Consider the following 22,046-nt stretch of genomic DNA (forward strand, 5'->3'; position numbering starts at 1 on the left):
TCTTATTTCTTTAGCTCTCCCATTAGCTGTTGTTCATTCCACACTTCAATGTTCAGCTCTTGCGCTTTTGTCAGCTTGCTTCCCGCCGCTTCTCCGGCGATAACCAAGTCTGTGTTTTTACTGACGCTTCCAGTCATCTTTCCGCCGAGCGCTTCAATTTGCGCTTTCGCTTCGTTTCTTGACAGCTCTTCCAGCTTTCCTGTCAGAACGATGGTTTTGCCTGCAAAATAGGAATCGCTGTCCTCTGCTTTTACTTTTTTCGGACCTTTATAAAGTGTGTTTACGCCAAGCTCCTCAAGTTCGGCCAAAAGCTCGAGCATTTCTTCTTTATGGAAATAGGTGATGACTGCGTCAGCCATTTTTTCACCGATTTCATCTATTGCCAGAAGTTCCTCTATGGTAGCTTTTTTCAGATTGTCCAAGCTTTCAAAATGCATGGCGAGCGTCTTTGCAGCCTTCGAGCCGATAAAGCGGATGCCAAGGCCGAATAACAGGCGCTCTAATGAGTTTTCCTTAGATTTTTGTATAGAGCTGATTAGGTTTTCAGTTGATTTTTCGCCCATGCGTTCGAGCTGAATCACCTGTTCCTTCGTCAGCTTATACAGATCTGCCACATTACGGACGAGATTCTCCTGAAACAGCTGTGTGATCACTCGTTCGCCTAGCCCGTCAATGTTCATGGCATTGCGGGAGACAAAATGAATCAGCCCTTCTCTGATTTGTGCAGGGCATTCAGGATTGATGCAGCGAAGCGCCACTTCTCCTTCAATGCGGACGAGTTCACTGCCGCATTCAGGGCATTCTGTCGGCATGCTGAATTCCTTTTCTTCCCCTGTGCGCTGCTCAACGAGAACGTTCACGACTTCAGGTATGATATCGCCCGCTTTTTTGACGACTACCTTATCCAAAATCCGGATATCCTTCTCTTTAATTAAATCTTCGTTATGAAGGGATGCTCTTGAGACCGTTGTCCCGGCAACTTTTACCGGCTCAAGAATCGCGGTCGGCGTAATCACACCCGTTCTTCCGACATTTAATTCGATATCGAGAAGCTTGGTTACGACCTCTTCTGCAGGAAACTTATACGCAATGGCCCAGCGCGGGCTTTTTGCCGTATAGCCGAGCTCCTCCTGCTGATCGAGAGAATCCACTTTGATGACGATGCCGTCAATTTCATACGGGAGATCGGCGCGTTTCGCTTGAAGCTCATCGATCATCGCAATGACTTCTTCTATGCTGCCGCATTTTTTCCGTTCCTGGTTCGTTTTAAAGCCGATGTCGTCGAGAAAATCAAGCCCTTGGCTTTGTGTCTCCACACCCATTTCGTCAAGCTCCGCTATACTGTAGACGAAGATATCAAGATTTCGTTTCGCCGCAATTTTAGGATCAAGCTGTCTGAGTGATCCCGCAGCGGCATTGCGCGGATTTGCGAACGGTTCTTCCTCGTTTTTGATCCGTTCTTCATTGAGCGCTTCAAATGAGCGTTTCGGCATATATGCCTCGCCGCGCACTTCAATTGAAAGGCTGCGGTTCATTTTGAGCGGAATAGTGCGGATCGTCTTCAGATTTTCTGTAATATCCTCTCCCGTTGTTCCGTCGCCTCTTGTGGCGCCTCTGACAAAATAGCCATCTTCATAACGGAGAGAAACAGCAAGACCGTCTATTTTCAGCTCCACATTATACGCCACATCATCACCCACGGCCTGGCGCACACGGCGGTCAAAGTCGCGGACATCGTCAGCATTAAACGCGTTGCCCAGACTGAGCATTGGCGTGCCGTGAGTGACTTTTTGAAATGCTTCAAGCACAGCACCGCCGACACGCTGTGTAGGAGAATCAGGCGTTCTGAGGTCTGGATGCTCCTCCTCAATCGCAATCAGCTCCTGCATCAATCTGTCGTATTCAGCATCTGGGACGCTCGGTTCATCTAAGGTGTAATATTCATAGCTATACTTGTTGATGGTGCGGCGCAGTTCTTCTGCCCGCTGCTTCGCTGTTTCTTTGTCCATCTGCTTCTTCCTTTCCTGTTCAATTACTGCTTTTCAATTGGCGCGAATGCCGCTAACAGGCGCTTCACACCGATCGGGCTCGGGAAGGCAATATCGAGTTCGGTCCCTTCTCCTTCGCCTTTTACGCTGACAACGGTTCCTGTGCCCCATTTTTTATGTCCGGCTTTATCTCCGACAGCCCAGTTTAGGGTATCACCGCCTGTTTTGCTTGCGTAGGACACCGGACGGGAAACAGGGCCGCGTCTCGGCTGCATGTTTCTTGCAGACGGCGCTCTCGTTTCTTTTTTCTCATTTAGGTTTTCCAATAAATCATCAGGAATTTCACCGATAAAGCGTGATTCCGGGTTCATGTTTGTTCTGCCAAACAACGTGCGCATTTTTGCGTTGGTCAGATAAAGCTCCTGCTCCGCTCTTGTAATGCCCACGTAAGCTAGACGGCGTTCTTCTTCCATCTCAGCTTCTTCCATCAGTGAACGGCTGTGCGGGAAGACACCTTCCTCAAGTCCCATAAGGAAAACAACCGGGAATTCCAGTCCTTTTGCGGCGTGCAGCGTCATCAGCGTGATCGCATCCGTGCCGCCGGATTCCTCTTCTTTTTGGTCGAGCTGATCGATATCAGCGATCAGTGCCAAATCTGTCAGGAACGCAACGAGTGTTTTGTCTTCGCTTTTCTGTTCAAAGTTTTTCGTTACAGACAGGAACTCGTCGATGTTTTCTAAACGGCTTTGGGCTTCAATTGATTTTTCTGCCTTCAGCATCTCTCTGTATTCGGTTTTATCGAGAATTTCTTCGGTCAGCTCGGTAATTGATAAATAATCCTGCATGTTTGTCAGGTTCTCAATCATCTGTCTGAAGCTGTCGAGCGCGTTGGCAGCCTTGGCGCTGACGCCGATGAAATCAACCTGCTGAATCGCTTGGAATAGTGACAAGCCGTTCATCGCGGCATATGAAGCAATTTTTTCAAGTGATGTGGCGCCGACTCCGCGCTTCGGCACATTGACAATACGCGTAAAGCTGATGTCATCATCCGGATTAGATACGAGACGCAGGTACGCGAGAATGTCTTTGATTTCTTTTCTGTCATAGAACTTTGTGCCGCCGACAATGTTATAGTTCAGTCCCGCTTTGAGAAGCGTTTCCTCAATCACACGGGATTGGGCGTTTGTCCGGTACAAGATGGCGATATCCGACAGCTTCCGTTTGCCGGAGTGATGAAGCTCATAAATTTTCCCGGCAACAAATTGTCCTTCACCGAATTCATTGTCTCCGCGGTAATAGGAAATTTTAATTCCTTCATCGTTTTCCGTCCATAGATTTTTCGGCTTGCGGTTTGTGTTGTTTTGGATCACTTCGTTGGCCGCGCGCAAAATCCGTTTTGTTGAACGGTAGTTTTGTTCAAGCAAAATAACGCTGGCATTCGGATAATCCTTTTCAAAGGAAAGAATGTTGGCAATGTCCGCTCCGCGCCATCTGTAGATGGACTGGTCGGAGTCGCCGACAACACAAAGGTTTTGGAAACGCTCCGCCAGCTGCTTCACGAGCATGTATTGCGCTCTGTTCGTATCCTGATACTCATCGACGTGGATGTATTGGAATTTGCGCTGATAAAACTCAAGCACTTCCGGAATACGGTCAAACAGTTTAATGGTTGTCATAATTAAGTCGTCGAAATCAAGCGACTGGTTTTTCAGCAGTTTTTTCTGATAATCAGTGTATACATCGCTGACGACCTGATCATAGTAGCCGCCGGCAACCTTAGAAAATTCCTCCGGTTCGGTCAATTCGTTTTTCGCACTGCTGATCGTGCCGAGGATACTTCTCGGATCAAATTTTTTCGGATCAAGGTTGCGTTCTTTCAATATCCCTTTGATGACTGAAAGCTGGTCAGCCGTATCAAGGATTGAGAAATTACGGTTGATCCCGATGCGGTCGATATCTCGGCGCAAAATCCGCACACACATGCTGTGGAATGTGGAAATCCAGATATCGTCCGCGCCGGGCCCGAGAATGCTCTCCACACGTTCTTTCATTTCTCTGGCCGCTTTATTTGTAAATGTGATCGCCAAGATGTTCCACGGCGCCACATGCTTCTCCGCCATTAAGTAAGCGATTCTGTGCGTCAGGACGCGCGTCTTTCCGCTTCCCGCTCCCGCCATCAGCAAGAGAGGCCCGTCCGTTGTTTTGACAGCTTCCTGCTGAACGGGGTTTAATCCGCTTAATAGTTGATTGCTAATGTAATTCAAAATTCGTCACCCGCCTATACAAACATATGTTCTATCATAAACCAAATCCGTACATTTCGCTACTCGCCTTTGACAGCTGCTACTGTCTTCAGCGCTTCATCAAAATCCTCATACACAGCGTTGCCCACCACAATGACATCCGCGTGCTCGGCATACTGTTTCGCCGTCCCCGCATCTTTGATACCGCCTCCGTAAAACAGGGTGGACGATTCCAATACAGCCTTCGTTTTCTTGACGGCTTCTATGTCCCCAAGAGCGCCGCTGTATTCGAGATAAAAAATCGGAAGCTGCAGCAGCTCAGACACGCGCGCATAGGCGATGATATCGTCATGATTCAGATTGGTGTCCGCCTCCGTTAAAGCCGCGGCTTTGCAATCAGGATTTACGATACAATAGCCTTCCGCCACAATTTCTTCCATTGACATCAGTTCTCCATATTCCTTCATGGCCTTCTGATGCATTCCGACAATCCAATTCGGATTTTTACTGTTTAATACACTCGGAATAAAATATAAGTCAAAGCCGGGGACAATCGCTTCAATCGCTGACACCTCAAGGACACACGGCACCAAAAACCGTCTCACCTGAGACAGCATCCGCAGGACATTATCCTCCGTTACACCATCGCTTCCTCCGATAATGACCGCATCAGTCCCTGACTCACAAAGAATCTCCAGCTGTTCATCAGGCAAATCTTTATTTGGATCGAGTTTAAAGACATGCTTCCACTCCGTTACATCGTACACGTCATCCGTTCCTCCATTCGTTTCTTACCATTTAAACATTATAACAAATTCACATAGCGCGGAAAAACGGAAAAAGCCGTCATTCTCGTTATTCACTGAAAAAGGTGTTTTGATTCTATTTCCGCAGAAAAAAAGCAGCTGTTCCGCTCTCTTTTTATAGTAAAAACACAGTAATATTTTCTATTGTTTGGAAACGCTCCAACAGTGGAAATGGTTACATAAAAAGGGAGGCTAACAGATGGAATACATTATCATTGCACTTATTGCATTTATCATCGGGATTATCGTTATCCCCATCGCATTGTTTGTCTGGATCTACATAAAGGACGAAAAACAGCAGGAGCATTCGATCCTCCGCAATTATCCTGTCATTGGAAGGTTTCGCTATATTTTCGAAAAAATCGGGCCGGAGCTGCGGCAGTATTTATTTAGCAATGACAATGAGGAACAGCCTTTTTCACGAAAAGAATATGAGCAAACTGTCATTTCCGGAAAATACAAAAGCAGAATGATGGGTTTCGGATCGGTAAGAGATTTTGATCAACCGGGCTATTATATCCGAAACGCCCTTTTCCCAAAACAAAAAGAAGAATTGCGTGTGAACCAGTCTCCGAAAATCGAAACCCACATCTATAAAATCGATTCGGACAATCTGTTCAGACGCAGCGAACATGCCGAACGTATTAAGGCTGATCCGTATTATCTCCATCCAGATGATGTTCAAGTCATCGGCGGGAGTACATGCGAAAAGCCTTTCTATGTGAAGGGATTAGTCGGGCAATCCGCCATGAGCTACGGTTCACTTGGGGAGCGCGCCATTACAGCGCTGTCAAAAGGGCTGCACCAGGCGGGCGGCACTTGGATGAATACCGGTGAAGGCGGATTGTCTGAGTATCACTTAAAGGGAGGTGCTGATATCATCTGCCAAATCGGTCCCGGCCTTTTTGGCGTGCGCAATAGAAAAGGGGAATTTTCGTGGGAGGAATTCAAAAAGAAAAGCCGGCTTGACCAAATTAAAGCGTTTGAGCTGAAGCTCGCACAAGGAGCGAAAACCCGCGGCGGACATGTGGATGGCGCTAAAGTGTCAGAGGAAGTGGCGGAAATCCGGAATGTCGAACCCGGAAAATCAATCGACAGCCCAAACCGCTTTCATGAATTTTCAAGCACACCTGAAATGCTGGATTTTATCGAAAAGCTGCGAGACGTCGGTCAAAAGCCGGTCGGCATTAAAATGGTTGCAGGCCAGCCTGATGACTTGCATGAGCTTTTTTCTTATATGCAGAAAAGCGGAAAACATCCTGATTTTATAACAATAGACGGGAGTGAAGGCGGTACCGGTGCTTCCTTTTATGAGCTTGCCGACACAGTCGGCCTCCCGATTATGACCGCGCTCCCTATCGTTGATACGCTGCTCAGACAATACGGCTTGCGTGACCGGATGAAACTTTTTGCTTCCGGAAAGCTGCTGACACCTGACAAAATCGCGGTCGCTTTAGCTCTGGGCGCTGACTTTGTCAACATTGCACGCGGCATGATGTTTTCAGTCGGATGCATCCGCGCCCTCGTATGCCACACCAACACATGCCCGGCAGGCGTTGCGACAACAGATCCGAAGCTACAAAAAGCGCTGAGCGTTGAGGAAAAGCAGCACCGTGTCTGCAATTACGTCATTTCGCTGCGTGAGGGGCTGTTTAATCTGGCGGCAGCAGCCGGGATCGATTCGCCGATTCATTTTTCCCAGAAGCATGTTGTTTATCGTAAAGAGGATGGCAGCACAATTGACATCAACAAACTGGTTGAGAAAATAGTTTCATAAAAAAACCGCCCCTTGCCAAACGGCAGGGCGGTTTTTTATTTGGAAGAAGACTCTGTTTCAGTATCCTTCACACGGTCAAGCGCCATCTCATAGGCGTCATTTCCATAATTTAAGCAGCGCTTCACACGGGAAATTGTCGCAGTAGATGCGCCTGTTTCTGTTTCAATTTTATGATACGTATTTCCTTCGCGGAGCATGCGCGCCACTTCAAGGCGCTGAGCCAGCGATTGAATTTCATTAATTGTGCAAAGATCATCGAAGAACCGGTAACATTCCTCCAGGTCTTTCAGCGATAAGATAGAGTTAAATAGCTGGTCCAGCTCTTTGCCGCGTAATTTATCGATTTGCATCGTTACACACCTTCTCCTTTACTAATGGAAGCCGCATCGAGATCAGGCACGATATTTATCCATGTCTTTCCTGGCACAAACGGCAGCCATTTGCCTTCTTTCACCGGCACAATTCTCCCGTTTACATATTTCCAGTCTGCTTCAATGACGTTTCCGTGCTGAAACAGCAGACCTTTACCCCCTGATTCTATGTCGATGTCACGCCTTCCATCTTGGTCAATAATATGATGGCTGGCTTCAACAATGAAAATATTTTGCATTGCAACCGGCTTTCCGGTCTCCCGGTCTGTCGTCATGACACCATCAGAGCTTCTCGTATAAGCTTCAGTTTTTTTATCATAGTTGTATTCGACAAGATTTGTAACGTTTTTTGTTCCATAATCTACCCGAACATTATAAGATTCATTTACAGGTTTTGCATCTGATGTTTGAAACAGCATTGGATCTGTTTCCTGCTTCAGCTCATATCCCTTTTGTTCCGCCGCCTTTTTTATGTACTCATAAGACGTGAAGGAATTGTGGGGCGGTTCGCTGAAATCAGCTCTCCAAAATAAGCTTCCGTCAAAATCCAATCCGTTAATATAATCGGCAGCTCCGGATTCCAGCTGCTCCTTGGCGCCGGGACTCCAGCCGTGATGGACAAATATGCTGTCAAAACCGTTGCTGAGAGTGACGAAATATTCCCGCGCACTCCGCACAGGTCCGACAGTTTCAGGCATCTGGCTTTGAAAAACGGCCAGAAACCTTGTAATTTGGCCTTCGGCAAGCGCTTCTATGACAATGTCGGCTTTAGACAGTCCTGATTGCGGCCGCGCTTTCGGGTGATTGTTCACCACGACAGCAACAGGCCTGCGTTCAGCTGCCTTCTGCTCAGTCTCCAATCCCGTCAAAGGGGCTTTCAGCTTCTTTGTGTGATCAGGGACAGCGTCCTTCTGCTGGCAAGATACTAGCATGAAAAACGCGAAACACAGCACGCAAACTGTCATCCATTTTTTCATATGTCGGCTCCCCGCTCTTTTATATTTTAACGCATTATCGATGGAAAGAGTACAGTTTTTTTCATCACGTCGAAGATTCCTCTTGGCGTAATGCGTATATACGGGAGGTGCGTGCTTTGCAAAAAGAGCAGCGTATAAACCGGATCACAATACTCATAGCCTCTTTCAGTCAATAGATCTCTCAGCTTCTGTTCCTTTTCCAGCACGATGTCATACGATTCCGAAGAAGCGCATCCGCACAGTGAAAGCGGAATTTCGTGAAGAATTTTTCCGTCTTCCGCAAGCACAATTCCCCCACCGATTTCTTTCATGCGGGAGAAAGCAAGCAGCATATCCGCTTTGTTTTTTCCGATCGCGACAATATCACCCGTCGTCGTAAAGGAACTCACAAATCCCTGCACACTTGAGGCAAATCCTTTTATCATCGTATTCACGCGCCATTTCCCATGTCTGTCAAGCATCGTTAAATAACTTTCATCATGGTCAAATGAAAGCTGTTCGACCGAGTTGTCGATCTCAATCATATACGGCTCCATAATCACCGCATTCCGCATTTTTACGCCCATCGGCATGGAAAACTGCAAATCATCCATCGTCATATCATATGAAAGCTCAAGCGGGACAAGACCGCCTTTGTTCCAGTTCGTATGTGGAAACGCATTCACATCACGGCCGTCTTCACGCAGAATCTTGCCTTTTGACAGAACGGTTACCGGATTCGGCTGCAACGGGTCCTCAAGGATATTCAGTGATGCAAGCCTTCCCGGCCCGACAATGCCTAAATAATCATCCATTTGATAATACTTCGCGATATTAAATGATGCCATATTGTACGCATCGATTGCCGGAACCCCTTCTTCCAGGGCAATCCGGATGAGCTCGTTTGTCATGCCGCCTTTATAAAAATTAGGCGTAGCGCCGTCTGTTGTGTAAAAAAAGTGGTCGTAGTAGCGGAAGCCCTTGTCATGAAGCTCCTGCAATATGTTTCTTAAATCAGGGCGAATGGACGAATTGCGAAGCGATACATAATAGCCCAGCTCCAGCCTTCTCATCACTTCCTCACCTGTCATGGCTTCATGATCACAATCAGCTCCGAATAGCTTCATTTTTGTAAGCGTTTTATCTGAAGCGCCGGGAAAATGCCCTTCTATGCGTTTCCGCTGTTTTTTTGTGGCCTGCATACAATGAAGCATTAAATCATCGCCATCTACAAGACGCGGCCATCCGGTCATTTCTCCGCCTTGTATGACATCCGGATGTTCAATCCACTGCTTTCTGACGTCAAATGGAAGAACGTGATCCTCGTTCAGAACCTCGGTCTGCAGGTCATACCGTGACCACCAAAAATACTGAACCGGAAGCTTTTTGAGTTCATTCAAAATAGTAAGCGCTTTCTTTTTTCCGCTTTGCAAAAGCAAAAATAAGTTATCATTTACGAATGTCGTTGTACCGTACTGAGACACATATTCCGCCAGCGTTTGGGGATTATATATTTGAAAAGGATGTGCGTGCGGTTCGATATAGCCAGGCACAATGTATTTTCCTTCACAATCAATCGTATGAATTTCTTCGGTTCTATCCGGAAGTTCATGACCAACATAAACAATACGGTCCTGATAAATCCAAATGTTTTTTTTCAGCCATTGTTTTACATATGGATTTAAGACGAGAGCATTCCGTAAAAGGAGCGTTGGAAGCAGCTTAGAGTCTACAACATCAACCTGTGCCCTGATGTCTTTATTTTTCCAGTTAAAGGTGCGTTCGGACATTCACATACTCTCCTTTACATGTATTAGACTCATGGTATCACATCCTTCTCCATCACGCACGATAAAAACGTTACAAATTTTTGAAGGTTCGATTAAAAAACTTTTTAAAGTAAAGGAGCGGATTTCATGAAACCAAACATCAGTCTCATCAATGCCGTCTTCCGTATCGCCTGTGGACTGACAATCATGTCAGCTGCCAGTGCCAAGTATATGAAAAAACCTTGGTGCAGAATGCATCTGTTCTGTATCTTTATTGGTGCCATGAAGGCAGGTTCAGGCATACTGCGTTTCTGCCCTGTGACCTATATGTTTCAAAACAGCACTGGTGAGAATCATGGACAGGATCATCAAGAATCGTAAGAAAAAAAGCTTGATCATAAAATGTGATCAAGCTTTTTTTCAGAATATCCCTTTGTCTTCATATAGAGAAAACCAACAGCCACAAACGCAGCAGGATACAAGAGCGCCCATCCGCTAAATAAGTAGATCGCTGTACAAAGAAGAAGCGCCCCCAAAGCCATCCACCAGCCTGAATCCTTCCAGTTCAGCAGTTTCAGCGCTGCCGCCATTGTACATATGTAAGATGCAATAAATGCCGAGCTTGGTCCTTTCAGCAGCGTTGTCAGATCAATTTGAAATATGCCGTTCGCCATAAGAACGAAACCAAACACGATAGCCAGCGCTGTTAATACACGGACAGGTGTATGTTTTGTAGGACTGAGTTTCCCGAAGTACCCGGGAATATGCCCTTCTCTTGCCAACGCATAGACCATCCTTGAAAACCCTGCAATGTTGGCGTGAATGGTGGCGAATGTAATAAAAAGAGCTAAACAAGTCGTTACATATACCCCAATATCCCCTGTACCTTTTGATATGAGCATCGTCAGAGATGCGATTTCTCCCTTTTCTCCATATGCATGGGTGCCCACAGTGACAAACGACAGCATAATATACAGCACCGCCACACAAGCTGCCGCTAAGAATAAACTGATTGGAACATCCTTTTCCGGATGTGTGAACTCTTCAGCTAATGGGGTAATCATTTCCCAGCCTACAAAAGAAAAAAAGATGATGACAGAAACAGAACCTGCGGCAAACCAGCCATGCGGCAGAAAAGGCTTAAATTCAGCTGCTTTTACGAGAGGCAGTGAGACAGCAACAGAAATGACGAGCAGCAACAAAATGACACAGATGACGAGTATGCTGATGTTTGCTGATAATTGAATGCCCCTGATATGAAGCAAAATGGAGAGCGCCAGCATACTTGCTGCAATGAAAGCAATCTGCCAATCCGAAGCCTTTGTGACGTAGCTGACATAATGTGCGCCAGTCAAAGCGATCACTGGCACACCGATCGGAACCGATCCCAGCATAATCCAGCCCAAAATGGCTCCGGCTTTTGGCCGAAAAGCTAGCTGTACATAAGCCGTGATTCCTCCTGCGCTAGGCGCCATTCTGACAAGGCGCGCCAGTGTGCCGACGAGGAGAAAAGATAAGAAAGACATAAATCCCCAAACCAATAAAGAAGCGGGACCAGCGGCGTCAGCCGCGACAGACGGAAGAATTAAGATCCCGCAGCCCAATACGGCCCCGATCGTTAATGCCGCTCCTTGAATCCAAGTAATTGAACGCTGCAATTCCGGCAAAATGATGCCTCCTCTCATGGTGATGGCTTTATTATAGAAAAAAGATGACGACACTTATATGCTACAATTAAGCTAAAACAACAACATCACCTAATCATAAAAGGTATTTTTATCAATTCACCTAAATATGTAAAGGAGCCATACGAATGGATGATACAGACCTTCAAATTCTGTCGCATTTACAGCAAAATGCGAGATTAACGATGGTTGAATTAGGAAAGCTTGTCGGACTCAGCTCTCCCAGTGCGGCGGAACGTGTCAGAAAGCTTGAGGAAAAAGGAGTCATTACCGGGTACAGCGCTGATATCTGTTTTGAAAAGCTAAACAAACATGTTACGGCTTTTATTCTGATGGAGCCGAAAAGCTGCAAGCACTACGCCGCCTTTGCCGCAGCCCACCTCGATGTGGCAGAGAACCACCGGATTACAGGTATGTACAGCTATGTGACAAAAGTGGTGACGGAATCTGTGCATACCCTAGAAGATTTTATAGATGCTTCAATGGCCCATGGAAAACCGACCACGCTTGTTGTGCTTTCTTCTTCCGCTTTCCGGCACGCTTTGGTATAACAGAAAACCCGCAGCACAATCTGCGGGTTTTTCATCTCTTTATTTTTGAGCAGCCTTCAGAGCGCGTGCCCCGATATCTTTTCTGAAAAACAGTCCAGGTTTGATGATCTCATCAACGGCCTTGTACACTCGGTTTCGTGCCGCTTCAAACGTTTCGTCAAAGGCGGTCACATTGGCGACGCGGCCGCCGTTTGTGACGAACTCTTCACCTTCTGCTTTCGTTCCGGCATGGAAGACGACAACTTGATCAGCATGTGCTGTCAGGCTGCCAATCGGCGTGCCTTTTGCATAGCTTTCAGGATAGCCTTCTGAAGCAAGCACGACACTCACTGCCGCCGTATCCTTCCATCTCAAGTCAACGTCCTTATCATCTAAAAGATCAAGAAGCACTTTGACCAGATCAGATTCCATACGCGGAAGCACAACCTGCGTTTCCGGGTCGCCGAAGCGGGCATTAAATTCAATGACCTTAGATCCATTCGCAGTGAGCATCAGTCCCGCGTACAAAACGCCTGTGAAGGAACGCCCTTCTTGAACCATTGCTTTTGCGGCTGGCTTGACGATCGTTTCTACAGCATGACTTACGGTATCTTCCGAAATTTGCGGAACAGGAGAGTAAGCGCCCATACCTCCTGTATTTGGCCCTTTGTCTCCATCAAAAGCACGTTTATGATCCTGGGCAATGACCATCGGATATACCTTTTCTCCTTTGACAAACGCCATGAGGGAAAACTCTTCGCCGGAAAGAAATTCTTCAATCACGACAGATGCGCTCGCATCACCGAATTTTTCATCCTCAAGAAAATCATGCAGACACGCGATGGCTTCTTCTTCCGTCATCGCAACAGTTACGCCTTTTCCAGCCGCAAGTCCGTCCGCTTTAATGACAATCGGAGCGCCTTTTTCCTGCACATAAGCCTTCGCTTCTTCAAAGGATGTAAACGTGTCGTATTCTGCGGTCGGTATGTCGTATTTCTTCATTAAATCCTTTGCAAACTGTTTGCTTCCTTCGATGATCGCAGCGGCTTTTGACGGACCGAACACACGAAGACCGGCTTTTTCGAACTCGTCAACAAGGCCCTCAATTAAAGGAACCTCAGGTCCGACAATGGTCAGTCCGACCTGATGTTCTTTTGCAAATGAGATAAGCCCGGCGTGGTCGCTTTCCTCAATGTTTACAAGCTGTGCAGCAGATGCCATGCCGTCATTTCCCGGAGCGGCAAATACCGTATCAACAAGGCTGCTTTGCGCCACCTTCCATGCCAGCGTATGCTCTCTTCCGCCTTTACCGATAATTAATACATTCACGCGTTTTCATCCCCTTAATGTTTGAAGTGTCTGATGCCGGTGAACACCATGGCAATGCCGTATTCATCCGCTTTTTTGATGGAATCCTCGTCACGCACAGATCCCCCCGGCTGAATGATAGCCGTAACGCCCGCCTTTGCCGCTTCTTCAACCGTATCCGGCATTGGGAAAAATGCATCAGATCCGAGCGCACTGCCTTTCGCTTTTTCTCCTGCTTGCTCGATTGCGATTTTCGCTGATCCGACGCGGTTCATTTGTCCGGCTCCCACGCCGACTGTCATGTTGTCCTTCGCGAGAACGATCGCATTGGATTTCACATGTTTCACGACTTTCCAAGCAAGCTTCAAATCTTCCCACTCTTGCTCGTTCGGCTCTCTTTTTGTTGGAATGCTGATCTCAGCATCATTAAAGCCGTGCATATCTAAATCTTGAATCAGCAATCCGCCTTGTACAGATGTCAGCTGTTTTTCTTTTTGAACGGCAGCTGTTACATCAAGTGTCAACAGACGAAGATTTTTCTTCGCTGTCAGGATATCAAGCGCTTCTTGGCTGAATGAAGGCGCAATGATGATTTCTAAGAAAATGTTATGAAGCGCTTCAGCTGTTGGCTTGTCCACTTCACGGTTCAACGCGATAATGCCGCCGAAAATCGATGTTTTATCTGCTTCGAACGCTCTGTCAAACGCTTCTGCGATCGTTTCGCCAGTTCCCACGCCGCATGGATTCATATGCTTCACAGCAACCGCAGCAGGCTCCGTGAATTCACGAACAATCTGAACAGCAGCGTCCGCATCTTTAATGTTATTGTAAGAAAGCTCTTTGCCGTGCAGCTGTTCTGCTTGTGCAATAGAACCTTTGACAGGAAGCGCGCTTTGATAGAACGTTGCTTCCTGATGCGGGTTTTCCCCGTAGCGAAGCGATTGTTTTTTCTCAAACGTAACGGTGAATTGCTCTGGTTCTTTTTCACCGACAACATGTGTCAGATAGTCAGCGATCAGCGCGTCATATGCTGCAGTGTGACGGAATACTTTTGCCGCCATCTCGCGTTTTTTCTGAAGCGAAACATCGCCTTCTTCTTTGATTTGATTCAGAACAGGGCTGTAATCCGCTGGATCAACGATAACCGTCACATCCTGATGGTTTTTCGATGCCGCACGCAGCATGCCAGGTCCGCCGATATCAATGTTTTCAATAGCCTCTTCGTACGTCACATTCTCTTTAGAAATCGTTTCTTTAAATGGATAGAGGTTGACGACAACCAGGTCAATTGGCGCAATGCCGTGTTCATTGATCTGCGCCATATGCTCTTCATTGCCGCGAACCGCAAGAAGACCGCCGTGAATATTCGGATGAAGCGTTTTTAAGCGCCCGTCCATAATTTCCGGAAAACCTGTCACTTCAGAAATTCCGATGACTTCAACACCGTTTTCTTGAAGAAGCTTTTTTGTGCCGCCGGTTGAAATAACCTCAACGCCAAGCTCTGTCAGTTCTTTTACGAAAGGAACAAGATTTGTTTTATCTGAAACACTGATTAGTGCGCGTTTAATGGTCATGCCTTTTCACCTCTGTTATTTAATCCTAATAGCTGTTTAATCACACTTGGATACCATTTATGCTCAAGCTTGTGAATCCGCTGTTCGATTGTTTCCAATGTATCATGTTGATTAATGTCAATTGCCTTTTGAGCGATGATCGGCCCTGTATCCATTCCTTCATCGACATAATGAACGGTAATCCCGGCCACCTTCACACCCGCCCGGTATGCCTGTCCGACTGCGTCTATTCCAGGAAAAGCGGGAAGAAGGGACGGATGGATGTTGATGATTTTTCCTCCGTATGCCTGGAGCAGCGTATCACCGATCAGTCTCATGTAGCCGGCGAGAACGATCAATTCTACTTCATGAAGATGAAGCTGTTCAATAATGGCCCGTTCAAATGCGGCCTTATTTTCATAAGACTTCGGCTCAAATGCAAAGGATGGAATCTGGAATCTTTCCGCCCGCTCGATGACTTTCGCCTGCGGTTTGTCGCAAACGAGGAGTGATACGGACGCATCCCAGTTCTCCTCTTTCAAGCGCGTGACGATGGCTTCGAAGTTTGAGCCGTTTCCGGATGCAAATACCGCAAACTTTTTCATGAAAGTGCAGCACCGCCGAATGTAACGCCTTCACCTTGTTTCACTCGCCCGATTAAATAGGCTTTTTCGCCATGGCTTTCAAGCGTTCCGATAACTTTTGTGAGATGTTCTTCTTTTACTGCGAGAACAAATCCGATGCCCATATTAAAGACGTTAAACATGTCTTCTTCTTTCAGCTTGCCATGCTCCTGCAAGAAAGAGAAGATTGGCGGGATCGGCCAAGAGCCGTGATCGATTTCCGCACTTAAGCCTTCAGGAAGCATACGCGGAAGATTTTCGATAAATCCGCCGCCTGTTACGTGCGCCATACCATCAATGAGTCCGCTTTTCACAGCCGCAAGCACAGGCTTCACGTAAATTCTTGTCGGCTCAAGCAATTCTTCGCCAAGCGGGCGTTCAAACGGCTCATACGTCTCGTCAAGATCAAGCTCTGCATCGTCCAGAAGCACCTTTCTCACAAGGGAAAATCCGTTGCTGTGAAGACCGCTGGAGCTTAGTCCGATTAAAAGGTGGCCTTCCTTGATGTTTTCGCCGGTCACGATTTCATCCTTTTCCGCCACACCAACTGAGAAACCGGCAATATCGTATTCATCAGCTGTATATAGTCCCGGCATCTCAGCCGTTTCGCCGCCGACTAAGGCTGAACCTGACTGCTCACAGCCGTTCGCTACACCTTGTACGATCTGCTCAATTTTCATAGGATCCGCTTTGCCGACCGCTAAATAATCGAGGAAAAACAACGGCTCTGCGCCTTGCGCCAGCACATCATTGACACACATCGCAACAGCATCAACGCCAATCGTGTCATGTTTATCCATGGAAAAAGCGAGCTTTAATTTTGTGCCGACACCGTCCGTTCCTGAAATTAAAACAGGTTTTTGATAAGAAAGCTCAGACAGGTCAAACATGCCGCCAAAGCCGCCAAGGCTTCCCATAACGCCAAGCCGTTTTGTGCGCTCCACATGTTTTTTCATTCGTTTTACAGCTTCATATCCGGCTTCGATGTCAACTCCTGCGTTTTTATATGCTTCAGACATCCTATTCACTCCTTTAAGGCGCTTTTCAATATATCTCCCCGAACGAGGGCAGAAAGAGAAAGGCAGCCGAACTGCGCTGCCTTTATGTCATTTTCAAGTTTTATTTGGTTAACACCGCTTCTTTTACATGAGGAAGCACAGTGTCCTGATAAATTTCAGTCGGATATTTCCCTGTAAAGCAAGCAAGACATTGCCCGCAATTAGCGTCTTCGTATTTTCTGCCGATTCCTTTCAGCAGCCCTTCGACACTCAAAAATGAGAGAGTGTCGGCTCCGATTTCCTGACGGATTTCTTCAACCGAGTGAGAAGATGCGATCAGTTCTTCATGTGTAGACGTATCAATACCGTAGAAGCACGGATGAGCGATCGGCGGCGAACTGATTTTCACATGCACTTCTGTCGCACCCGCTTCTCTGAGCATCGTTACGATCCGGCGGCTTGTCGTTCCGCGCACGATAGAGTCATCTACCATGACGACGCGTTTTCCTTCTACAACACCGCGCACCGCAGAAAGCTTCATTCTGACGCCCTGCTCACGCAGAGCCTGTGACGGCTGAATAAACGTTCTGCCCACATAACGGTTTTTGATTAACCCAAGCTCGTACGGGATGCCTGTTGCTTCCGCGTAGCCGATAGCCGCTGAAATACTGGAATCCGGAACACCTGTCACGACATCAGCTTCAACCGCTGATTCCTGAGCAAGCATTTTTCCAAGGTTTTTACGCGCGCTGTGCACGTTAATGCCCTCAATATTGCTGTCAGGCCGTGAGAAATAAATGTATTCCATACTGCAGATGGAACGGTTGATATTCATGGAGAAGCGCTCTGATTTCATGCCATCATCATTGATAATCAGCATTTCACCCGGCTCCACCTCGCGAAGATACGTCGCGCCGACGACATCAAATGCACATGTTTCTGAAGCGACAACATAAGCGTCTCCCATCATGCCGATTGACAGCGGTCTAAGTCCGTTCGGGTCAAGCGCGACAATCATTTCTGTTTCAGTCATGATCAGGAACGCGTAGGCGCCTTTCAGCATGGAAAGCGAGTTTTTAATTTGATCCTTCAGCGTGAAGTGGCCGCTTCTTTTGATCAGGTGAGCCAAAACCTCAGTGTCCGAAGACGTCTGGAAGATGCTCCCTTGATTTTCAAGCTGCTGCTTCAGCTGAGTGGCATTCACCAAGTTCCCGTTATGGGCAAGCGCCAGGCTGCCGTTGTTTTGGGAGCGGAAGAGGAGCGGCTGAACATTTTCATATCCGCCGCCGCCGGCTGTTGCATACCGAACGTGCCCAATTGCGCCTTTCCCTTTCACTTTGCTGAGCTCACCATTTTGAAATACCTCAGTGATCAGCCCTTGGCCTTTATGCGCCGTCAGCTGTTCACCGTCAGTCGCCACAATGCCCGCGCCCTCCTGTCCTCTGTGCTGGAGGCTGTGGAGGCCGTAATACGTAATTTGCGGGGCTTCTTCATGTCCCCAAATCCCAAAAACGCCGCATTCTTCATTTAAGCCTTTGATTTCAGCAAGCATGGGATAGCTCCTTTCCACGCGCGTTCAAGCTCTTTCGTCTGCGCGTGAATCAATTGTTTTCCGTCTTGATTTTGAATGCTCAGAAGTCCGTCAGCTGTTACCTCACCAATATGAACCGCATCTTGTACAGCTGCTTCAAACGCTGCTTGATGTTCTTTTTTCACAGAAACAACGAAGCGGGATTGAGATTCCGAGAATAATAATGCTGCTTCCCCTTCAACAGTCACGTTAGCGCCAAGGTTTTCTGTCGTCATGACACCTTCCGCAATTGCTACGCCTAAGCCGCCTTCAGATACATCGTGCGCTGATTGAACAAAGCCTTGTTTAATCGCATCAAGCAGTGCCTTTTGGCGTGCCTGCTCTACATCAAGATCAATTTGCGGCGCTTTGCCGTAAATGCGGCCTTCTGTCATTTTTTGCAGCTCGCTTCCGGCAAACTCAGGTTTTGTTTCGCCGATGACGTACACAAGGTCGCCCGCTTGTTTGAAATGCTGCGTTGTAATGTGATCTGTATCTTCAATTAAACCGACCATGCCGATTACAGGTGTCGGGTAGATCGCCGTGCCGTTTGATTCGTTATAAAGCGATACGTTTCCGCCGATTACAGGTGTGCTGAGAACGTTGCACGCCTCACTGATGCCGTCAGCCGCTTTTTCAATCTGCCAGAAAATTTCCGGTTTTTCCGGGTTTCCGAAGTTCAGGTTATCTGTAACCGCAAGCGGTTCTGCACCGGAGCAAACGATGTTGCGTGCCGCTTCAGCGACAGCAATTTTTCCGCCGACCTCTGGATCAAGGTAGAGATAACGGGCGTTACAGTCAGTTGTCATCGCCAGCGCCTTTTTCGTTCCGCGGATTCTGAGAACACCCGCGTCAGATCCAGGAGCCACAACTGTATTCGTCCGCACCATGTAGTCATATTGATCGTAAACCCACTCTTTGCTTGCGATCGTCGGCTGCTGCAGGAGCGCCTTCAGTGTTTCATTCGCATCGTCAATTTGAGGAGCCGGGATATCCGTCTCTAAAAATTCACGGTAGTAAGCAGGCTCTTGAGAAGGCTTGTGGTAAACCGGCGCTTCTTCTGCCAAGGCATCAACAGGGAGCTCGCATACAACCTCACCTTTATGTGTCAGGCGCAGCATTTTATCATCTGTTACACGTCCGACAGAAACTGCTTCAAGATCATACTTGTCAAAAATATCGATGATTTCCTGTTCACGTCCACGCTCAATAACAAGCAGCATTCGTTCCTGTGATTCAGAAAGCATCATTTCATAAGCGGTCATGCCTGTTTCACGCTGAGGGATCAAGTCAAGGTTCATTTCAATGCCAGAACCCGCTTTACTTGCCATTTCCGCGCTTGAGCTGGTCAGGCCGGCAGCTCCCATATCCTGAATGCCGACTAAGGCGTCACATTGAATAACTTCCAGACACGCTTCAAGCAAAAGCTTCTCCATAAATGGATCGCCGACTTGAACCGCGGAGCGCTTTTCTTCAGAAGCATCAGACATTTCTTCAGACGCAAACGTTGCGCCGTGAATTCCGTCTCGCCCTGTTTTTGCGCCGACATACATGACCGTGTTGCCGACACCCTTTGCCTGGCCTTTTTTGATGTCTTCATGATTGATTAATCCGACGCACATTGCGTTGACAAGCGGATTTCCTTCATAGCTGCTGTCAAATTGCACTTCGCCGCCGACTGTCGGGATTCCGATGCAGTTCCCATATCCGGCGATACCTGCTACTACTTCTTCAAACAAGTACTTCACGCGCGGTGAAGTCAGTTCACCAAATCGAAGAGAGTTTAATACAGCGATAGGACGCGCACCCATTGAAAAGACATCACGGATTATGCCGCCTACGCCAGTCGCAGCGCCTTGGTACGGTTCGATGGCTGATGGATGGTTATGCGATTCAATTTTGAATACAACCGCTTGGTTATCACCGATATCAACGATTCCGGCGCCTTCCCCCGGACCTTGCAGCACGCGTTCGCCGCTCGTCGGGAATTTACGCAAAATCGGCTTTGAGTTCTTGTAGCTGCAATGCTCTGACCACATGACAGAAAAAATTCCGATTTCTGTGTAGTTCGGCAATCTGCCAAGAATGGATTCAATCAATGCAAACTCATCATCACTGACACCCATTTGCTGATATATTTTCTCTTCTTTAATTTGTTCTTTACTTGGTTCAAGCAGTAGTGACATGAGTTTCCCTCCAATTTTTCACGATAGACTGAAACAATGTAAGACCGTCGGCGCTTCCAAGCAGATCATCGACCGCGCGCTCTGGATGAGGCATCATGCCTAACACATTTCCTTTTTCATTTACAACACCGGCAATATCGCTGACACTTCCGTTAATATCGGAACCGTATGTGAAAGCAATTTGATTGTTTTCTTTTAATGAAGCAAGCGTTTCGTCATCGCAGTAGAAATTCCCTTCACCGTGGGCAACAGGAATTGTAATCGATTGGCCTTTTTCATAGGAAGAGGTGAATAAAGTTTCGTCGTTCTGCACGATTAATTCAACCGGACGGCAAATGAACTTCAAATCTTTGTTGCGTCTCATTGCACCTGGCAAAAGGCCAAGCTCCTGTAAAATCTGAAATCCGTTGCAGACGCCGAGGACAGGTTTTCCTTCAGCCGCTGCCTGTTTTACAGCAGGCATAATATTCGCAAATCGGGCGATGGCGCCGCATCTCAAGTAATCTCCGTAAGAAAAACCTCCCGGAATTAATACGCCGTCGAAGCCGTCAAGGCTTGTTTCCTCGTGCCAGACGTATTCCACATCATGACCGAGTTCATCCTTTACAGCGTGATACATATCGATATCACAGTTAGAGCCGGGTAACACAATCACCGCAAATTTCACTGTGCGACTACCTCCTCAACCTCATATCTGTAATCTTCAATCACTGTATTCGCAAGAAGTTTTTCGCACATTTCTTTCACTAGCACGTCAAGATCACGGTCCGACTTTTCAATTGTTAGCTCCATGTATTTCCCGATGCGCACGTCGGCGACTTCCTTGTAAGACATACTGTGCAAGGCATGCTGGACAGCGCTCCCTTGTGGATCCAGTACACTTTCTTTTAAGCTGACATAAACTTTTACTTTATACATGATGAATGCCTCCCAGTCTTTTGAAAATCTCTTCGTATGCGTCGGTTAAGCTTCCCAGATTGCGTCTGAATAAATCTTTGTCCAGCTTTTCGTTCGTGGCTTTATCCCACAGACGGCATGTATCAGGTGAAATTTCATCCGCCAAAAGCACTTGCCCGTCTGCATCTAAACCGAATTCAAGCTTGAAATCTATTAATCTGACATGACAATCGTCAAAAATGTTTTGAAGCTCTTCATTTACTGTTTTTGTGATGGACTTAATGGATTCTACCTGTTCAGGAGTTGCCGCTTTCAAGAGCCAAATATGATCTTCTGTGATGAGCGGATCACCCAGCGCGTCATCCTTGTAGTAAAACTCGATAATCGGCTGTTCAAGCTCCGTTCCTTCTGGAATGCCGAGACGTTTGGACATGCTCCCTGCCACAACATTTCTGACGACGACTTCAAGCGGCACAATCGTTACCTTTTTAATGATCTGCTCTGTTTCCGACATGCGCTCGATAAAGTGGTTATTAACTCCTTTTTTATGGAGGTGTTTGAAAATCAGGCTAGAAATCTCATTGTTTAAGCGCCCTTTGCCGCTGATTTCCGCCTTTTTTTCTCCGTTAAAGGCAGTGGCAGAATCTTTATACACCACATACAGCATGTTTTCGTCATCGGTTTTGTAGATCTTTTTTGCTTTTCCTTCATATAAAAGTTCATTCTTCACAATATTCACGGAAGGCCTCCTAACCCGAATGTTGGGAATTTTCAAACTGCAGCGGC

General features: G+C 47.1%; 19 protein-coding genes. 3 read left to right on the plus strand and 16 right to left on the minus strand.

Features of this window, described 5'->3' with window-relative positions; genetic code table 11:
• Window positions 1-2 precede the first annotated feature (2 nt).
• The 3 genes from ligA to V6D42_RS15970 are packed head-to-tail and all read right to left on the minus strand — an operon-like array spanning window position 3 to window position 4,998.
• Window positions 3-2,009, minus strand: a complete 2,007-nt coding sequence (ligA, locus tag V6D42_RS15960) for an NAD-dependent DNA ligase LigA (protein ID WP_333513884.1) — start codon at window positions 2,007-2,009, stop codon at window positions 3-5.
• 23 nt (window positions 2,010-2,032) lie between these two features.
• Window positions 2,033-4,252, minus strand: coding sequence for a DNA helicase PcrA (pcrA, locus tag V6D42_RS15965; protein ID WP_333513885.1), 2,220 nt, complete (start codon window positions 4,250-4,252; stop codon window positions 2,033-2,035).
• Between the two features lie 59 nt (window positions 4,253-4,311).
• Complete coding sequence (locus tag V6D42_RS15970; protein WP_333513886.1) at window positions 4,312-4,998, minus strand: heptaprenylglyceryl phosphate synthase; 687 nt, start codon at window positions 4,996-4,998, stop codon at window positions 4,312-4,314.
• A gap of 238 nt (window positions 4,999-5,236) precedes the next feature.
• Between V6D42_RS15970 and V6D42_RS15975 the strand changes: the two genes are divergently transcribed.
• Complete coding sequence (locus tag V6D42_RS15975; RefSeq protein ID WP_333513887.1) at window positions 5,237-6,814, plus strand: FMN-binding glutamate synthase family protein; 1,578 nt, start codon at window positions 5,237-5,239, stop codon at window positions 6,812-6,814.
• Window positions 6,815-6,849: 35 nt separating this feature from the next.
• On the opposite strand, the gene V6D42_RS15980 is transcribed toward V6D42_RS15975, so the two are convergent.
• The 3 genes from V6D42_RS15980 to V6D42_RS15990 are packed head-to-tail and all read right to left on the minus strand — an operon-like array spanning window position 6,850 to window position 9,931.
• A complete protein-coding gene (locus V6D42_RS15980; RefSeq protein ID WP_333513888.1) occupies window positions 6,850-7,164 on the minus strand; it encodes a YerC/YecD family TrpR-related protein in 315 nt (104 codons plus the stop codon).
• A gap of 2 nt (window positions 7,165-7,166) precedes the next feature.
• Window positions 7,167-8,162, minus strand: coding sequence for a DUF3048 domain-containing protein (locus tag V6D42_RS15985; protein WP_333513889.1), 996 nt, complete (start codon window positions 8,160-8,162; stop codon window positions 7,167-7,169).
• Window positions 8,163-8,188: 26 nt separating this feature from the next.
• On the minus strand, window positions 8,189-9,931 hold the full coding sequence (locus V6D42_RS15990; RefSeq protein WP_333513890.1) for an adenine deaminase: 1,743 nt from the start codon (window positions 9,929-9,931) through the stop codon (window positions 8,189-8,191).
• Window positions 9,932-10,057: 126 nt separating this feature from the next.
• Between V6D42_RS15990 and V6D42_RS15995 the strand changes: the two genes are divergently transcribed.
• On the plus strand, window positions 10,058-10,291 hold the full coding sequence (locus V6D42_RS15995; RefSeq protein WP_333513891.1) for a YgaP family membrane protein: 234 nt from the start codon (window positions 10,058-10,060) through the stop codon (window positions 10,289-10,291).
• 14 nt (window positions 10,292-10,305) lie between these two features.
• On the opposite strand, the gene V6D42_RS16000 is transcribed toward V6D42_RS15995, so the two are convergent.
• Window positions 10,306-11,580, minus strand: coding sequence for an APC family permease (locus V6D42_RS16000; protein ID WP_333513935.1), 1,275 nt, complete (start codon window positions 11,578-11,580; stop codon window positions 10,306-10,308).
• A 143-nt stretch (window positions 11,581-11,723) separates the two neighbouring features.
• Between V6D42_RS16000 and V6D42_RS16005 the strand changes: the two genes are divergently transcribed.
• Window positions 11,724-12,146, plus strand: coding sequence for an Lrp/AsnC family transcriptional regulator (locus V6D42_RS16005; RefSeq protein ID WP_333513892.1), 423 nt, complete (start codon window positions 11,724-11,726; stop codon window positions 12,144-12,146).
• A 39-nt stretch (window positions 12,147-12,185) separates the two neighbouring features.
• Here V6D42_RS16005 and purD read toward each other — a convergent pair whose 3' ends face one another.
• From purD to purC, 9 genes are all read right to left on the minus strand, one after another.
• On the minus strand, window positions 12,186-13,454 hold the full coding sequence (gene purD / locus V6D42_RS16010; protein WP_333513893.1) for a phosphoribosylamine--glycine ligase: 1,269 nt from the start codon (window positions 13,452-13,454) through the stop codon (window positions 12,186-12,188).
• 14 nt (window positions 13,455-13,468) lie between these two features.
• Complete coding sequence (gene purH, locus V6D42_RS16015) at window positions 13,469-15,007, minus strand: bifunctional phosphoribosylaminoimidazolecarboxamide formyltransferase/IMP cyclohydrolase (RefSeq protein ID WP_333513894.1); 1,539 nt, start codon at window positions 15,005-15,007, stop codon at window positions 13,469-13,471.
• On the minus strand, window positions 15,004-15,591 hold the full coding sequence (gene purN / locus V6D42_RS16020) for a phosphoribosylglycinamide formyltransferase (RefSeq protein WP_010333252.1): 588 nt from the start codon (window positions 15,589-15,591) through the stop codon (window positions 15,004-15,006). Before purN ends, purH begins: the two co-directional genes overlap by 4 nt.
• Window positions 15,588-16,628, minus strand: coding sequence for a phosphoribosylformylglycinamidine cyclo-ligase (gene purM / locus V6D42_RS16025; RefSeq protein WP_333513895.1), 1,041 nt, complete (start codon window positions 16,626-16,628; stop codon window positions 15,588-15,590). The genes purN and purM overlap by 4 nt, the downstream gene beginning before the upstream one ends.
• Before the next feature lie 100 nt (window positions 16,629-16,728).
• A complete protein-coding gene (purF, locus tag V6D42_RS16030) occupies window positions 16,729-18,159 on the minus strand; it encodes an amidophosphoribosyltransferase (protein WP_010333249.1) in 1,431 nt (476 codons plus the stop codon).
• Window positions 18,135-20,363, minus strand: a complete 2,229-nt coding sequence (gene purL / locus V6D42_RS16035; protein WP_333513896.1) for a phosphoribosylformylglycinamidine synthase subunit PurL — start codon at window positions 20,361-20,363, stop codon at window positions 18,135-18,137. Before purL ends, purF begins: the two co-directional genes overlap by 25 nt.
• Window positions 20,347-21,030 (minus strand): phosphoribosylformylglycinamidine synthase subunit PurQ, encoded by a 684-nt coding sequence (gene purQ, locus V6D42_RS16040; protein WP_333513897.1) that lies wholly within the window; start codon window positions 21,028-21,030, stop codon window positions 20,347-20,349. The genes purL and purQ overlap by 17 nt, the downstream gene beginning before the upstream one ends.
• Window positions 21,027-21,281 carry a phosphoribosylformylglycinamidine synthase subunit PurS gene (gene purS / locus V6D42_RS16045; protein WP_010333246.1) on the minus strand — a complete coding sequence of 85 codons (255 nt, stop codon included), beginning with the start codon at window positions 21,279-21,281 and terminating at the stop codon, window positions 21,027-21,029. The genes purQ and purS overlap by 4 nt, the downstream gene beginning before the upstream one ends.
• A complete protein-coding gene (gene purC, locus V6D42_RS16050) occupies window positions 21,274-21,999 on the minus strand; it encodes a phosphoribosylaminoimidazolesuccinocarboxamide synthase (protein ID WP_333513898.1) in 726 nt (241 codons plus the stop codon). Before purC ends, purS begins: the two co-directional genes overlap by 8 nt.
• Window positions 22,000-22,046 lie beyond the last annotated feature (47 nt).

The organism is Bacillus sp. 0909A, assembly GCF_036765115.1.
In the GTDB taxonomy this organism is placed as follows: Bacteria; Bacillota; Bacilli; order Bacillales; family Bacillaceae; genus Bacillus; species Bacillus mojavensis.

What these genes read in the sequence shown, in the direction of transcription:
- V6D42_RS15990 (WP_333513890.1), bottom strand. Translation starts at nt 9,931, where the DNA reads ATGTCCGAACGCACCTTTAACTGGAAAAATAAAGACATCAGGGCACAG.
- purS (WP_010333246.1), bottom strand. Translation starts at nt 21,281, where the DNA reads ATGTATAAAGTAAAAGTTTATGTCAGCTTAAAAGAAAGTGTACTGGAT.
- purN (WP_010333252.1), bottom strand. Translation starts at nt 15,591, where the DNA reads ATGAAAAAGTTTGCGGTATTTGCATCCGGAAACGGCTCAAACTTCGAA.
- purL (WP_333513896.1), bottom strand. Translation starts at nt 20,363, where the DNA reads ATGTCACTACTGCTTGAACCAAGTAAAGAACAAATTAAAGAAGAGAAA.
- V6D42_RS15975 (WP_333513887.1), top strand. Translation starts at nt 5,237, where the DNA reads ATGGAATACATTATCATTGCACTTATTGCATTTATCATCGGGATTATC.
- V6D42_RS16005 (WP_333513892.1), top strand. Translation starts at nt 11,724, where the DNA reads ATGGATGATACAGACCTTCAAATTCTGTCGCATTTACAGCAAAATGCG.
- V6D42_RS15985 (WP_333513889.1), bottom strand. Translation starts at nt 8,162, where the DNA reads ATGAAAAAATGGATGACAGTTTGCGTGCTGTGTTTCGCGTTTTTCATG.
- purM (WP_333513895.1), bottom strand. Translation starts at nt 16,628, where the DNA reads ATGTCTGAAGCATATAAAAACGCAGGAGTTGACATCGAAGCCGGATAT.
- V6D42_RS15995 (WP_333513891.1), top strand. Translation starts at nt 10,058, where the DNA reads ATGAAACCAAACATCAGTCTCATCAATGCCGTCTTCCGTATCGCCTGT.
- V6D42_RS15980 (WP_333513888.1), bottom strand. Translation starts at nt 7,164, where the DNA reads ATGCAAATCGATAAATTACGCGGCAAAGAGCTGGACCAGCTATTTAAC.
- purF (WP_010333249.1), bottom strand. Translation starts at nt 18,159, where the DNA reads ATGCTTGCTGAAATCAAAGGCTTAAATGAAGAATGCGGCGTTTTTGGG.
- ligA (WP_333513884.1), bottom strand. Translation starts at nt 2,009, where the DNA reads ATGGACAAAGAAACAGCGAAGCAGCGGGCAGAAGAACTGCGCCGCACC.
- purH (WP_333513894.1), bottom strand. Translation starts at nt 15,007, where the DNA reads ATGACCATTAAACGCGCACTAATCAGTGTTTCAGATAAAACAAATCTT.